We start from the raw sequence: 15,175 nt of genomic DNA on the forward strand, positions 1-15,175 counted from the left end.
ATGAAACAAAGCGGCTGGACCCTTTTGCGGTCAATCATCGTCGTGCTGATTATTATCTACACGCTCGCTCCACTGGTCATCATTGCTATTCTTTCGTTCAGCTCGGCGAAATTTCTCACTTTCCCGCCGCCGGGGCTGTCTTTGCAATGGTATGAGACTGTTCTTGCAAGCCCGAAATGGGTGTCATCTCTGAAAACTACCGCGCTCATCACATTGCCTTCGACATTAATCGCAACGATTTTGGGCACCGGGGCGGCAATTGGGATCGCGCGAAGTGAGGGGCGTTATGCTGGCGTGCTCTCCGGCGTTATCATGTCACCATTGGTGATACCAACGATTATCATTGGCGCGGGAATCTATGGTGTCTTCAGGTCATGGGGACTGGCCGGCACTTATACCGGCATGATCCTGGCGCATGTCCTACTTACGATTCCTTACGTTTTTTCGGTAACGCTTGCATCGCTCCGAACGGTCAGGACAAACGTGGAGGGAGCCGCATTAACGCTGGGAGCGTCTCCCATTCGCGTGTTGTTTCTGATTACGGTACCGATGATTGGACCGGCGATCTTTTCCGGATTGTTGTTTGCCGCCGTCATGTCCTTTGATGAGTTGGTCGTCTCGATGTTTCTCAGTTCACCCTCCGTGCGGCCAATCACTGTGCAGATGTGGGCTGATGTTCGTGGGGAAGTCGACCCTACGATCTCTGCGATAGCAACCGGTCTATTCATTTTCACTCTGATCCTGCTGTTGATCGACACGCTGCTGTCTCGTCGCGGCACGGGGATGGAGAAATACTGACCACTGCCCAAGGGCACGTTAAATAAGAAAAGGGAACCTCACAAATGGCTCAACACATCCTAGAAGCGTCGATGCTATGCAAGCGTTATGACGGATTCAACGCGGTTGACAAAGTGTCTTTCGCGATGAGGGAGGGGGAGTTCCTCACGCTTCTTGGTCCATCGGGTTCAGGAAAAACCACAACACTCCAGATGATCTCCGGCTTGGCGTCGCCGACATCTGGTTCAATCTTACTCGACGGTGAGCCCCTGGATCCATTGCCACCGCATAAGCGCAACATCGGTGTTGTATTCCAGAACTATGCGCTCTTTCCCCATATGACGGTGTATAAGAACGTCGCTTTCCCGCTTGAGGCCCGCGGCGTGAAATCCGCCGAGATCAAGCAGCGCGTGAAGGAGGTGCTGGAGGTCGTTGGGCTGCACGACGTCGACAATCGTTACCCAGCGCAGCTGTCAGGAGGACAGCAACAACGCGTCGCATTGGCCCGGGCCATGGTGTTTCGACCGCGGCTCTTGCTTATGGACGAGCCGCTTGGTGCGCTCGACAAAAAACTACGCGAACAGATCCAGATAGAACTCATGCGTTTGCATCGTGAGCGTGGCATCTCGATCGTTTATGTGACTCACGATCAGGAGGAGGCGTTGGTCATGAGTGACAGGGTTGCGGTCTTCAACAAGGGAAGAATCGAGCAACTGAGCACGCCACAGGATATTTATGAGAACCCCGGTTCGCTTTTCATTGCGGACTTTATCGGCGAATCCAACTGCATACCCGTTTCTGTCGTAGGTACTGACGGGAGCGACTGTATTGTCGATGGAACCTCTCGCATGCGAGGCCGGGCGCCTTCCGCACTTAACGATGGCGATCGTGCAGTCCTGGTGGTTCGACCGGAGAGGATACAAGTCACGACGCCCGGCGGCGGTCCCTCGGGCGCAAATGCTCTAAGCGGCCATGTCAAAAGCATGATTTATCTCGGTAGGTCGCGGAAATACGTTGTTGTGAACAGTGCAGGGCAAGAATTGGTGGCGTTGGAACAGTGTATCGAGGGCCAGAAGCGACCAAACTTTGTGGAGGGCTCCGAGGTCATGGCGTTTTGGAGCAATAGCGAGAGCTTGGTCCTGCCGCGACACTGAAAACTCTCCTTCCCATTCGAACGCGCTCCCCTACTGCGGAGACCCGTCGTTTAGCGGGCGCGCAACGCGGCACACAAGCCTGGCAACACCCTCGCGCTTCTTCAATCGCGGGACTTGCGAGCATGACCTAAATTTGGGCGAACGGACAACTGATCAGTGATGACAAACACAGGCAGGCAACGAGCAGCGCTATCGTCTAAGGCTCTTGATAGGCCTCTGTTGGCCATCTCGTTGAAGACCACGTCGGTTGTACTTTTCGTGATTATGTCAATCTTTGTAAAGGCGGCGGGCGACCTGCCTGCCGGGCAATTGCTGTTCTTTAGATTTCTATTTGGACTGCTTCCAATAATCACGTTTCTCACATGGCGCGGACAATTATCTCAATGCTTTAAGACACAAAACGTATCCGGCCATATCGGGAGGGGCTTGGTGGGAGCCGTCGGTATGACGTTGATGTTCTACTCCCTAGCCGTCTTGCCACTCGCGCAGGCTATTGTCCTGGGCTACGCAATGCCGTTTTTCGTGGTCGTTTTTGGCGCGACGGTTTTTGGCGAACCCGTGCGAAAGCTCGAGTGGAGCAGCGTCTCGATCGGTCTCTGCGGCGTTTTAATTATCTGCTTGCCTGACGTGTTGCTTGCTTCGGTTGAGCCCGTTCCATCGCTAACGCGGACAAAGGGGATCTTTGCAGGCCTTGTCGGCGCGGTGATTTCGGCTTGGGCAATGATGCTCGTAAAGCAGCTTGTAAGGTCTGAACGATCAACCACGATCGTTATCTGGTTCTCGTGTACATCGACGGGTTTCGCGGCAATGAGCGCATTTTGGTGGAGGCCGATGGACCTGCAAAGCGTGGCCTCGTTGCTAGCGGCCGGTATTCTTGGAGGAGTTGCGCAGATACTGATGACAGAAAGCTATCGCTATGCCAGTGCCTCGATCATCGCGCCATTCGAGTATCTGTCGGTCATCTTCTCGCTTCTGCTCGGCTTTCTGATATTTGGCGACGTACCCACCGGTTACGTCTTGGTTGGCGGCACAATCGTTCTGCTTTCGGGAATGATGACAGGGATCGCCGAGCTGCGTGCATCACGCAACGGGGTGTCGCGCAAACGCGTCGCAGACCTGTCTGTCACTCCTGCAGCCGGCGCCTCAGGATCCGGCACTCCAGGGCCGGTGGAATGAGTGGGCATGATCCCAATCCCGACTGCAAAGGCTACTCGGCAGGCCGGCCATGCTGTCACCTGCACGCAGTCACGTGCCACCGACGAAGCAAGCGTTGGAAATATGGATCTTTCCGAGTTTAGACAGCTTTCATTCCTCGCTCATCCGCTTTGACAACATCGAACCCAAAAGGATGCCTTCATGTTCTCAATACCAGCAACAACGAACGTTTACGAATATGCGAAGGGGAGGTGGCTAGCTGCGATGTTCCTGCTTGCACTTACTATCGGTCTTTGGCTGACCGTCGCAGGTGTGTCGGCAGCGAATTCTCAGGATGCCCCAGTCGTTCAGACCGCATCTGGGATGGTGCGAGGAGCCCATGCCGAGGGCATTTCAAAGTTTTTAGGTATTCCTTATGCCAAGCCTCCGGTCGGCGACCTCCGGTGGGCCAATCCCACTGTACCTGAAAGCTGGAAGGGTGTAAGGGAGGCGACGGAGTTCGGCAAGGTATGCGCTCAGGTTAAAGAACTTGGCGATTTTGCCGATGCCAGTCCCAATGAAGATTGCCTCTACCTCAACGTTTTTGCGCCGGACAACGCGCGAGATCGTCCGGTCATGTTCTGGATCCATGGTGGTGCAACCACCGGGATGAGTAATTCTTATGATGGGAGCGTCCTGGCAAAGGAGCAAGGCGTTGTCGTCGTTACCATCAACTACAGGCTGGGGGCTCTTGGTGCGCTTGTGCATCCAGCGCTCGACGGCCAGGGTGAAACCACCTTCTACGGACTGCGTGATGAACAGTTCGCGATGCAATGGGTAAAGGACAACATCAAAGGATTCGGGGGAGATCCAGGGAATGTCACGATCTTTGGCGAGTCGACCGGGGCAACGGACGTCCTTTTCCATCTGATATCGCCGCTTGCAGGCGGGCTATTCCAAAAAGCCATCCTGCAAAGCCCTGCTCGATATTTTAGTCCCCTGACTTCCTTAGCTGATGCCGAGAAGACTGGTATGTCATTCGCCGCGGCCGCGGGCTGTGCATCGCAAACCGCGGAGTGCCTGCGCAAGCTCCCGGTCGAAGCCATCCTGGCTGCACAGGGTTCCTTTGGAACTGCGTGCTGCGCCGCGTTGCCGGTCAACGACGGCCACGTTCTTACGAGTAATATCAAGGACGCGATCAGGTCGGGCCATTTCAACCGGGTACCAATTTTTGCGGTGACTGACCATGACGAGGATCGTTGGTTCCAAGCATTTTTTGGAGAGATTAGCGGCCAGCCAATACTAAAGGCGGCAGATTACTCCACCCAGATCGAGACCATCTATGGAGCAAACGCGAAAGCTGTAGAAAAGGCCTACCCCCTCAAGGATTTTGGCTCGACCGCGGAAGCATTGGCGACCGCCAGCAGCGACCACGGGGCAATCTGCCAACCGCGAAGCTTCAATATCGATGCATCCAAATTTGTGACCGTATATGCAGGCGAGTTCAACGATCCCAACTCACCAGGTATCTTACCTGCTGTCTCATTTCCACTTCGCGCATCGCACACCCACGAAATCCAGTACATCTTCCCAGGATGGCGCGGCGTCCACAAAGGCAATGTCGCACCTTTCACCCCGGAACAAGCCAGGCTCGCCAGCGCCATGCGGAAACTTTGGGCAACTTTTGCCTCGACCGGTGCCCTGCCGGCAGGTTTCTCGCCGACCACCAGACAAGACGATCCCGTTATCTCGATGGAGCCATCCGGCATCAAGTCGATCCGCAATTTTGCAGAGACACATAAGTGCGCATTTTGGGACGCCGTCCGGCAATGGCAACCTCTCAACTGATCAAGTAACCCTTCCGTGCCTGTCTCTGAATTTGAGCTGATCCGTGTTATTCGAGGCAGGCACAACTTATCGCTTACTTCTCCATCAAGCGGCCAGATTGTCGCCAAGGACGTGTTTCACAAACCAGGAGATCGAGTAAAAAGTGTAACTACCGCGCGGCTCCCCGCCGATATGTTGCGAGATGCTCTCACCACAGGTGAGAAGCTCGAGGATTCGCTCGTCGCTTTGAAGTCTCCGTGTCCGAGATAGTAGCCTAGTCGATCTAAGGGTCCCAATGCACCGATCGCAAGCTTTTTTCTTGCGCGAGCGACGTCTTGTGTGCCGCTGGCTAGCGCTAACAGACCCCCAGTAGCGAGAGGTCGGGGCCGTGCTGTCGACTAGTCCCTTCCAGCTTTGATAATTGCGTCAGCGAAAAGAGCAGGGTTGATAAACATCACTTCATGGCTACCCGGGATCTGAACCAAACGGTAGAGGCCCAAACGACTTGAGTGATGTGGGTGCCACCCTTGGTCCGGGCCGGGAGGAAGAGCAATATCCTCCGTGCAATTGACGTAGCTTTTTGGAATTGGAAGAGAGAAGAAGTTCGGCAAAGAGACTTTGTCTGTCTGACTACGTCTCGGGGTTGGAGACAGGAATTGATATGCTTCTTGCGCCTGCGCTAGATCTCCGTCGTTGAACAATGCCTCGCGAAAAAGCGTAAAAGGAAGCATTACACCGCCATCCGGTTGCGCCAGCTGCTCGAACATTTGGCTGGCTTGAGGCGGCAGATTGTCGGCAAGGCTCTCCTGATCCTTAAGGACAAACGCGTTGCAGAAGACCAAGCGCCGAACCCGATCTGGCTGCCTCTCGGCAACACGCTGAATGATTGTCCCCCCGAAACTGTGGCCGACTAAAACGAAGTCGGTGAGATCATGCGCCTGAATATAGTCCAAAACTGATTGGACGCAGTCTTCATGCCCTACGCTCTTGTCGGCAACAGGTCCGTGTCCGACCAAGGTTGGTGCGTGGGCGATGTGGCCATTTTGAACAAGGCGTTCGCACACGTCTCTCCACGCTCGGCCGTCGTGCCAAGAGCCATGGATCAAGATGAAGGTGTATTGCACGAAGCTCCCTGACATCAGAATTCCTTTGATTTGCGTGAGAAAACAACAAATTACTTTACTTTCACGGGCAGTGAGAACCGGAAATGCCTGGGTAGTTGAGCCTGCCGGTGCGCAGTACCATCCGATGCTGCATCAAGCTCCTCGCAGACGACACTTGCATTCATTCTAAATCCGCAGTTGGGCGCGGCAAACCGTATCAAAAAAATCGAGTGCTTCCGGATTGGCCAGAGCATCTTTGTTTTTGACTGGGCGGTCGTGCATCACCTCGCGCACGGCCAGTTCGACGATCTTGCCGGACTTGGTGCGCGGAATATCGGGAACAGCAATCACCTTCGCCGGCACGTGACGAGGAGAGGCTCCAGTGCGGATGCGGGTCTTTATAGCGTCGATGAGATCCTCGGTGAGATCGACGCCCGCTGCGAGCCGAACAAAAAGCACCACGCGCACGTCATTGTCCCAATCTTGCCCGATGCAGAGCGCCTCGGCAACTTCATTCATCGGTTCGATCTGACTGTAGATTTCGGCCGTGCCGATACGGATCCCTCCGGGGTTCAAGGTGGCATCAGAACGGCCATGGATGATTAGGCCGCCGTGTTCCGTCCATTCAGCAAAATCCCCGTGGCACCAGGCGTTGTCGAAGCGTTCGAAATAGGCCGTCTTGTACTTGGCACGATCGGGGTCATTCCAAAAGCCGATAGGCATCGAGGGGAAGGCCTTGGTGCAGACAAGCTCGCCCTTTTCACGACGTATGCTCAGACCCTGTTCATTCCAGACATCGACTGCAAGCCCGAGACCAGCACCCTGAATTTCGCCACGCCAGACCGGTTGCAGGGGATTACCGAGGACAAAACAGGAAACGATATCCGTGCCACCGGAAATCGAAGCAAGCTGAATATCCGCCTTGATGTTCTCATATACAAAGGTGAAGCCCTCCGGCGATAGCGGCGAACCAGTCGATACAATTAACCTCAGGCTCGAAAGGTCGTGACTCGAGCAAGGTGTTAGGTCGCCCTTGCGTGCGGTATCAATGTATTTGGCTGAAGTGCCAAAGATGGCAAATTTCTCCGCCTCGGCATAGTCGAAGAGGATATCGCTGGAAGGGGCGAAAGGTGAGCCGTCGTAAAGACACAGGGTGGCGCCGGAAGCGAGGCCGCTAACAAGCCAATTCCACATCATCCAGCCGCACGTGGTGAAATAGAAAAGCCGCTCACCAGGCTGCAGCCCACAATGCAACCTGTGCTCCTTCAGGTGTTGTAGGAGTGTGCCGCCGGCCGAATGCACGATGCATTTCGGCACACCGGTCGTGCCGGAAGAAAAGAGAATATAAAGCGGATGGGAGAACGGTAGTTGTACGAACTCCAACGCTTTCGGGTGATAGTTGGCAACGAGCTCATCCAGTGTGCGCGCATTTGTCGTGCGTCGAACCAGAGCCTGTGGGTCTCCCGCGTAGTGCACAATCACCGTTGGGACGCCAAGCTTTACAGCCGTGGCCGAGACCTTCGCCGACACATCTTGAAGCTTGCCATTATACCAATAGGCATCACAGGCAATGAACAGCTTCGGGGCAATCTGTCCGAAACGGTCGAGCATGCCCTGCTCTCCGAAATCGGGAGAACAAGACGACCAGATCGCGCCAATCGACGCGGCGGCAAGCATGCATGCCACGGTTTCTGGCATGTTCGGCATCATGGCCGCGATCCGATCACCCTTACCAATGCCGAGATCACAAAAGGCCTGCTGCAATCGGGAGACCAAGTCTCGCAAACGGTTGTGGGACCAGCGCTCCTCTACCTTGTCTTCGCCACGGAAAATGAGGGCATCTTCATTACCTTCCAAGAGCATGAGGTTTTCTGCGAAATTAAGCGTGGCGTCTGGAAAAAAGCGTGCCTCCAACATAATATCGCCATTGGCAAGAATCGTGTCGCCTCGCTCCCCTTTGACCCCGCAGAAATCCCATATGGTAGACCAAAATTTTTCACGCTCTGCCACTGACCACGCATGCAGCATCCCGTAATCATCCAGCGAAATCCCAAAATCTCGGTTGCAACGTTCGATGAAAGCGAACATTGGGCTTGCTGCAATCGCCTCGCGCGAAGGTGCCCACAGCAGATCTGTTTCAGCCATTATTGCTCCCCTGAAGCGACATTCCATTAGCAACTCATCCGCTTCTATCAAAACAGATCCATTTCATATTGTCCGGACTTTTTCAATAGCCTTAAACACGCCATCCGAGATTTTGAGATCAATGAGCGCCGGTCATGCGTAAATTCCACCTCTACTGGTTATCAAACTGAAAATATTGACGATATTCTCACCTTCCAACGATCTAGATCACTAATCTGTCACCGACACAACGACTGTAGATTGGATTGTCTCAGTCGAAAACCTCTGAAATGACGGTATTATCGAACCTAGCTATTGCTTGGCATTGTAATTCCTGATTATTTGTATGGACAACTTTAGGCCCGATAATCGGGCATTCAAACGGAACGAGTGCCAACACGGCTGATGGTCGAGAGACCTGCCCGGGTGGGTATCCATAGCGAGGGCACGACATGTTGATGAGGCATCTTTCGTATTTCGTGGCGCTATCCGAGGAAGGGCACTTCGGGCGGGCGGCGGAGATCTGCAATGTTTCGCAGCCCACCTTGTCGGCAACGATCCGCAAGCTCGAAGAAGATTTGGGTGTCGTTCTGATATCGCGTGGCCATAGATTCGTCGGGCTGACGCCGGATGGCGAGAAAGCGCTGGAATGGGGGCGGCAGATTCTCGCGGATTACGACAGCCTGAAAAGCGATCTCACCGTCACGCGAACAGGGTTGAACGGCACACTGCGACTGGGAGCGGTTCCCGCCGCGATGCCGTCGGCATCGTTTCTGACTTCGCGATTCTCAACGATTCATACAAACGTCGCTATTGAGATCATGTCGATGACCTCGAAGGCCATCCAGCAAGGGCTCGACACATTCGAGATCGACGGCGGCCTGACATATCTTGACAACGAGCCGCTCGAAAATGTTCGAAAGTTCGGACTTTATCACGAGCGTTACGTTTTCGCCTGTCGTTCAGATCACTCCTTTGCGAACCGCGATGCCGTGGATTGGGCAGAAGCCGTGTCTCAGCCTTTGTGCCTTTTGAGCGACGATATGCAGAGCAGACGAATCTTGAATGGCATTGCGTCGTCTGTTGGCCTGACAGTTCGGGCACCGGTCGTCAGCAATTCCCCTCTAGCAGTACTCGCACATCTGAGGGACGGCCGTCTTTGCAGCATCGTGCCACACACATTCTGTCATGTCTTCGGCCGCAGCGCGGATATCGCATGGATTAATCTGGCTAACCCTGATCATACACAGGCTATAGGGTTGGTGCTTTCCCCCAGGTCACCACAGTCTCCAATGGCGAGTGCTCTGGTTGCATCCCTGAAGCAGGAAAATTTCGATTACGATTTCGATATTGCGATCCGAATGTCTTCATAGACCGCTTCTATAAATTGGTTGAAAGCTTTCATTGGAGTAAACATCTCATCCGTGAAAGCATCCGACCGTCAGACAACGACAGTCCGCGAACAACAATCGCGTTCCTCACCACACAAGCCACACAAGAGAGTGCCAATGACCGATAAGATGATGCGTCTAGCCATGTTTCTATTCCCTGGTTACCATTTTGGGGCTTGGCGCTTGCCTGATGCTATCCCTGAGATCGATCTTGGCATCGAGCACTACGTACGGGCAGCAAAGTTGGCGGAAGAGGGCAAATTTGATGCTATATTCTTCGAGGACCAGGCAGCTGTGCCGCGAAGCAACAACATTCTAAAGGGGGATACCTTCGGCGGGGCTTCTCCTCGCGGTATCCATTTCGATCCGATAATGCTTCTTCCTGCCTTGGCCAGGGAAACCAAGCATCTGGGCGTCGTTGCGACTGCAAGCACAACCTTTAACGACCCATACAATCTGGCGCGCAGGTTTTCCTCGATCGACTTCATCAGCAACGGACGTGCCGGTTGGAACTTGGTTACAACGTTCAACGAGAACGAGGCGCAGAATTTCGGTTTTGACGCCCTTCTCGATCACGCAGCACGCTATGAACGTGCGAATGAATTCTTTGACGTCGTGGCGGGCCTTTGGGAGGGATGGGAGAAAGGCGCTCTAACACGTGACAAGGAAAGTGGCACCTATTTCGATGTGGAAAAAATGCATTTCCTCCAGCACAAGGGTAAATACTTCAACGTTCGTGGGCCGCTTACCATGGATCGCAGCCCTCAGGTCCGCCCGGTGATCTTCCAGGCAGGTTCTTCCGAACCAGGGCGCGAACTGGCGGCGCGAACGGCCGATGTGATCTTCACCGAGCAGCCGAGCTTGGCTGCAGCTCGCTCATTTCGTGAGGACGTCCGTAAGCGTGCCGCTCGCTTCGGTCGCGATCCCGACAAGATTAAGGTTCTCCCCAATTTTATGCCCATCGTCGGGAAGACCGACCAGGAGGCACAGGATCTCCACGCGCGAATGAGAGAGCTTGTTCCTGATGATCTTGCCATTGCTTGGCTGATGCAGAATGCCGGAGGAGTGGACTTCAGGGACTTCGACCTGAATGGTCCAATGCCCGACCTACCGGAAACCAATGCTGGAAAGACAATGCGAGACAATATTCTAAACGTTGCCCGCCGTGACAATCTGTCGATCCTTCAAACGGCACGCCATTTTGGTGAATCGCCCGCTCAACGGCTGATTGGATCCCCCACGACGATAGCCGACAGGATGCAGGAATGGCTGGAAGGCGGGGCCTGTGACGGCTTCGCAGTGTCGCCAACTCACTATCCTTCAGGCGTGGAAGATTTCGTCCACCTCGTCGTGCCAGAGTTGCAACGCCGTGGCGTTTTCCGAAAGGAATACTCAGGTCAGCATCTGCGCGACCATCTGGGGGTTACAAGCTACAACTAAGGCAAATCGCATCTTCCCCAGCCGACTTGCGCTGCGTCGATTTCTGGAGGTCCGCATCGGCACTTCGACGGACAGAACCGGTGAGATACCGGAGGTTAGAATGAAACCGGACCGCGCGCGATGGTGTGGGTGTTCGCAGTTGATGAACGCTCCACCTTGATCGCCTTGATCTGCACCAACTGCAATTCAAGGCGCTCACGGGATGGCAGATGGGAGAAGCAGCCAACCATCTGCCATCGCAGCGTCTTTGTAGCCAGGCGTCAAGAAATTTCGATCTTGCGGCCCTCTCGCGAGCTTCTGATCGCCGCATTCAAGATAGTCATTAGGTTGACTGCCTGTCGGGGCGTAACTTCCGGCTCTTTGCCGTCGAGAACAGCGGAGGCAACCGAGCGATAGTAGGCCTCATACGCCCCACGCTCGACATCCACGTTCTTCGGTCCCTTATCGCTCTCAGTAAGAACCGCGATCTCCCTTGTTACGCCCCAGCCTTCTTGACCCGGTCGTAGCCCTGCGATCAGAGCGGCCTCCTGACCGTCAAGGCCAGTTTGAACAATGCTGCCCGTATCACCGTGAACGAGGATTCGCGGACCATCGTGACGCGCGAGACAGGAAGCGTGCAGAATCACACGAAGCTTCTGGCCATAGAGCAACTGAATGTGGAAATAGTCATCCGCTACCACGTGTTCACGCTGCGCAGTCACATCGGCGATGACCGCATCGGGCATCCCGAAGAGGCAAAGCGCCTGGTCGATCACGTGTGGGCCGAGATCATATAGGACGCCAGATCCGGCATCAGCAGCTTCCCGCCAGCCCTTTTTGGCTATGGGGCGGAAACGATCGAAATGGATCTCGCAGAAATTCACATTTCCGATCACATTCTCCGCAAGCAACTTTTGAACGGTCAGAAAATTACCGTCCCAACGGCGGTTTTGAAACACCGACAGCACCCGGCTTTGCTTGGCTGCGAGTGCCGCCAAAGACTCGGCGTCTGACAGTTCGATGGTAAATGGTTTATCGACAACTACATGTTTGCCAGCATTGAGAGCCGCTGCTGCGAGAGGCGCATGCACCTCATTCGGCGTGGCGATCACGACTAGGTCCACATCGTCGGAGACCAACAGCTCATAGGGATCCTTAACTGTCCTGGCGGCCGCAAATTCAGGCGGCAAGGATCGGCTGGTCGCGATGGCGGACAGTTTCATGCGTGGCTCTGAGGAGATCAACGGCGCATGGAAGACCGAGCCTGCGAGACCAAAACCTATAAGGCCGACGTTTATATGGGACATTATTATTTCCATCCTGCGTTTCGCCACGGAGAATATCCGTCGATATCTGGTTAAATTGCCTGGAGGCGTACTCCAGTTAGACTGTCAAAAAGACTGATGGCCGACATGTCGACCATAAATTTTGTAACCGCGCCCTTCCTCACATCGTCCTTCGGATGCGCTCTGGCCGTCACATCGACTCCACCAAATTTGAAAACGACAAGCGTTTCCGCTCCTGTTGGCTCGATCACATCAACCCGTCCGTCGATGATCGCTTCGTCTGGCCGAAGGGCGACGTTTGATCCAATCTTCGTTATACTTTCCGGGCGAATTCCGAGTATTACCTTCTTGCCCACCAACTCGCTGGGAAAGGAAACATGGCCGGGCAGTGGCAGCCTTATGGCGTCTTTGTCATCAGGCAATTCTAGTGCAAAACCGTTGTGATCTTTCGTAATCATCGCCGGAATAAAGTTCATCGGGGGAGAGCCGATAAAGTCCGCGACGAATTTGTTTGCCGGGCGCTCATAAACCGTTTGAGGATCGGCAAATTGCTGTACAACGCCTTCCTTCATTACGGCAATTCGAGTGGCAAGTGTCATTGCCTCAATCTGGTCATGCGTCACATAGACGATGGTTGTCCCCAGCCTATCGTGCAATTTCTTGATCTCGGTACGCATTTCAATGCGCAGCTTCGCATCGAGGTTCGATAGCGGTTCGTCGAATAGGAAGATGCTTGGATTGCGGACAAGAGCGCGGCCCATGGCGACGCGCTGGCGTTGCCCGCCCGAAAGCCTTGCCGGCTTGCGCTCGAGAAGATGTCCGATTTGGAGGAGGTCTGCGACCTTTTCGATCGCCTTCTTCTGTTCATCCGGCGCGACACCACGCATCTTCAGTGAGAACGCCATGTTCTGCGCGACCGTCATATTCGGATAGAGCGCATAGCTTTGGAATACCATCGCAATGTTCCGGTCCTTTGGATGAACATGATTGATCACCTGGCCCCCGATCACGATTTCGCCTTCCGAGATTGAATCAAGCCCGGCAATCATGTTGAGAAGGGTGGATTTTCCGCAACCGGACGGCCCAAGAAGCACCAAAAATTCACCGTCAGTCAGCGTGAGATCTATGCCCTTGAGGATCTCGAGCGCGCCGTAGCGTTTGCGGATATTGCGGATTTCGAGTGTCGTCACGGACTATCCCTTCACAGAGCCTGACATGAGCCCGCGGACGAAATATTTGCCAGCAAGCACATAGATGAGAATGACCGGCAACGCTGCCAGGATGGATGCTGCAAAATCTACATTGTAATATTTGACACCGGTCGTGGTGTTCACGAGATTATTGAGCGCAACGATGACGGGTTGAGAATCGCCCGTCGGGCTGAACGATGCACCGAAGAGAAAATCGTTCCAGATACCGGTGAATTGCCAGATGACGGTGACGACGAAGATCGGTCCGGAGATCGGCAGCACGATGTACCAGAATGTCTTGAAGAAACCCGCTCCATCGATTGTCGCCGCTCGCACAATCTCATCTGGAACCGTCACATAGTAGTTGCGGAAAAACAGCGTGGTAAAGGGCAGGCCATAGAGCGTATTGACCAGCACCAACCCAGCGGCGCTGCCGGCGAGACCGAGATATCCCAGCGTCGTTGCCATCGGCAGAATCACGACCTGATAGGGAATGAAGCAACCGAAAAGTAGCAATCCGAAGACCACGTTGGCACCCTTGAAGCGCCATTTGGTCAATGCGTAGCCGTTGATCGATCCGATCAGCGTCGAGATGATGACCGCCGGCACGACGATGGTAACCGAAACCCAAAAGTGCGACCGCAATCCCTTGCAGGTCGTACCGATACACGCTTCGCTCCACGCGACTCTCCACGCATCGAGCGTCGGCGCAGAAGGGAGGGCCAGTACGGAGCCGGCTTTAATCTCATCTATGGTGCGAAAGGAATTCGACAGCATGACGAGGAGGGGTAGCAGACTATAGAATGCAAAGAGTCCAAGGACGAAATAGATAAGCAGACGGGCCGCGGCCTGACTTAATGATGCGTTGGCCGATGAGATCTTAATATTAGCCATCTTTTCGCTGCCTCAATTCGGAATACAGGTAAGGCACGATGACGGCGGCGATGACGCAGAGCATCATCATCGCGCTTGCGGCACCGGTTGCCAGCTGGTTCTTCTGGAAGATCATCGAGAACATGAAGGTCGCGGGTAGGTCTGTGGCGGTACCCGGCCCCCCGGCAGTCATTGCAACAACCAGGTCGAAACTTTTCACCGATAAGTGGATGAGGATCACGACCGCACTTAGGAATGTGGGCGCCATAGACGGAATGATGATGCTGAGATAGATGCGCGGTGTGCTGGCGCCATCGAGATGGGCTGCCTTGATGATTTCATCGTCGATCCCGCGTAGGCCGGCAAGAAAGAGCGCCATGATAAAGCCCGATGCTTGCCATACTGCGGCAATGACCAAAGTGTAGATGGCCATGTCACGATCGACTATCCAGTCGAAGGTGAAGCTGCTCCAGCCGAGATCATGCATCAGCTTCTCAAGGCCGATGCCTGGATTGAGGATCCATTTCCATGCTGTTCCCGCAACGATGAACGAGATGGCCATCGGATAGAGATAGATTGTGCGGAGGAACCCTTCGGCGCGGATTTTTTGATCGAGCAATATGGCAAGAAGCAAACCCACGGCGATACAGAAAATCACGTAGAGGCTGGTATAAATTAGCATGTTGCCGACGGCTGTATACCAGCGCGGGATCGACCAAAGTCTGACATATTGCTCAAAGCCCGCGAACGTATAGTCCGGCGTCATCCGTGATTTTGAAAGCGAAATGTAAAACGTCCACAAAATAAAGCCGTAGACGACCACAAGTGTCGACACCATCGTCGGCGCCAGCACGATTTGCGATATGCGTGCCTGGAGCGCTGTACGAAGCCGATGCC

At 54.3% G+C, this 15,175-nt stretch carries 12 protein-coding genes; 6 read left to right on the plus strand and 6 right to left on the minus strand.

The window, feature by feature from the left end; all coding sequences use genetic code 11:
- The 4 genes from AC1RO0_RS22910 to AC1RO0_RS22925 all read left to right on the plus strand — a co-directional run bounded on the left by AC1RO0_RS22910 (position 1) and on the right by AC1RO0_RS22925 (position 4,913).
- Entirely contained in the window at positions 1 to 798 is a 798-nt protein-coding gene (locus AC1RO0_RS22910) for an ABC transporter permease (protein WP_047639330.1), read from the plus strand.
- A 44-nt stretch (positions 799 to 842) separates the two neighbouring features.
- Complete coding sequence (locus AC1RO0_RS22915) at positions 843 to 1,931, plus strand: ABC transporter ATP-binding protein (RefSeq protein WP_047639329.1); 1,089 nt, start codon at positions 843 to 845, stop codon at positions 1,929 to 1,931.
- A 159-nt stretch (positions 1,932 to 2,090) separates the two neighbouring features.
- Positions 2,091 to 3,107 (plus strand): DMT family transporter, encoded by a 1,017-nt coding sequence (locus AC1RO0_RS22920; protein ID WP_052224225.1) that lies wholly within the window; start codon positions 2,091 to 2,093, stop codon positions 3,105 to 3,107.
- 180 nt (positions 3,108 to 3,287) lie between these two features.
- Positions 3,288 to 4,913: a carboxylesterase family protein gene (locus AC1RO0_RS22925; RefSeq protein ID WP_052224224.1), complete on the plus strand. Its 1,626-nt coding sequence runs from the start codon at positions 3,288 to 3,290 to the stop codon at positions 4,911 to 4,913.
- A gap of 377 nt (positions 4,914 to 5,290) precedes the next feature.
- Here the strand turns inward: AC1RO0_RS22925 and AC1RO0_RS22930 are convergent, their stop codons facing one another.
- A complete protein-coding gene (locus tag AC1RO0_RS22930) occupies positions 5,291 to 6,031 on the minus strand; it encodes an alpha/beta fold hydrolase (RefSeq protein ID WP_047639328.1) in 741 nt (246 codons plus the stop codon).
- A 150-nt stretch (positions 6,032 to 6,181) separates the two neighbouring features.
- Positions 6,182 to 8,140 carry an acetoacetate--CoA ligase gene (locus AC1RO0_RS22935; RefSeq protein WP_498595024.1) on the minus strand — a complete coding sequence of 653 codons (1,959 nt, stop codon included), beginning with the start codon at positions 8,138 to 8,140 and terminating at the stop codon, positions 6,182 to 6,184.
- 437 nt (positions 8,141 to 8,577) lie between these two features.
- Here AC1RO0_RS22935 and AC1RO0_RS22940 point away from each other — a divergent pair, with 437 nt between their 5' ends.
- The gene (locus AC1RO0_RS22940; protein ID WP_498595025.1) at positions 8,578 to 9,492 is read left to right on the plus strand and encodes a LysR family transcriptional regulator; all 915 of its coding nucleotides are present in this window, start codon (positions 8,578 to 8,580) and stop codon (positions 9,490 to 9,492) included.
- A gap of 135 nt (positions 9,493 to 9,627) precedes the next feature.
- Entirely contained in the window at positions 9,628 to 10,950 is a 1,323-nt protein-coding gene (locus AC1RO0_RS22945) for an LLM class flavin-dependent oxidoreductase (RefSeq protein ID WP_047639325.1), read from the plus strand.
- 260 nt (positions 10,951 to 11,210) lie between these two features.
- Here AC1RO0_RS22945 and AC1RO0_RS22950 read toward each other — a convergent pair whose 3' ends face one another.
- Genes AC1RO0_RS22950 through AC1RO0_RS22965 form a run of 4 tightly spaced genes read right to left on the minus strand, consistent with a single transcriptional unit; the run spans position 11,211 to position 15,116 of the window.
- Positions 11,211 to 12,248, minus strand: coding sequence for an oxidoreductase (locus tag AC1RO0_RS22950; RefSeq protein ID WP_498595103.1), 1,038 nt, complete (start codon positions 12,246 to 12,248; stop codon positions 11,211 to 11,213).
- A gap of 38 nt (positions 12,249 to 12,286) precedes the next feature.
- The gene (locus AC1RO0_RS22955) at positions 12,287 to 13,405 is read right to left on the minus strand and encodes a sn-glycerol-3-phosphate ABC transporter ATP-binding protein UgpC (protein WP_047639324.1); all 1,119 of its coding nucleotides are present in this window, start codon (positions 13,403 to 13,405) and stop codon (positions 12,287 to 12,289) included.
- Positions 13,406 to 13,408: 3 nt separating this feature from the next.
- Positions 13,409 to 14,299, minus strand: a complete 891-nt coding sequence (locus AC1RO0_RS22960) for a carbohydrate ABC transporter permease (RefSeq protein ID WP_047639323.1) — start codon at positions 14,297 to 14,299, stop codon at positions 13,409 to 13,411.
- Entirely contained in the window at positions 14,292 to 15,116 is an 825-nt protein-coding gene (locus AC1RO0_RS22965; protein WP_498595104.1) for a carbohydrate ABC transporter permease, read from the minus strand. Before AC1RO0_RS22965 ends, AC1RO0_RS22960 begins: the two co-directional genes overlap by 8 nt.
- Positions 15,117 to 15,175 lie beyond the last annotated feature (59 nt).

It is taken from the genome of Rhizobium sp. GW821-FHT14E12 (assembly GCF_058803745.1).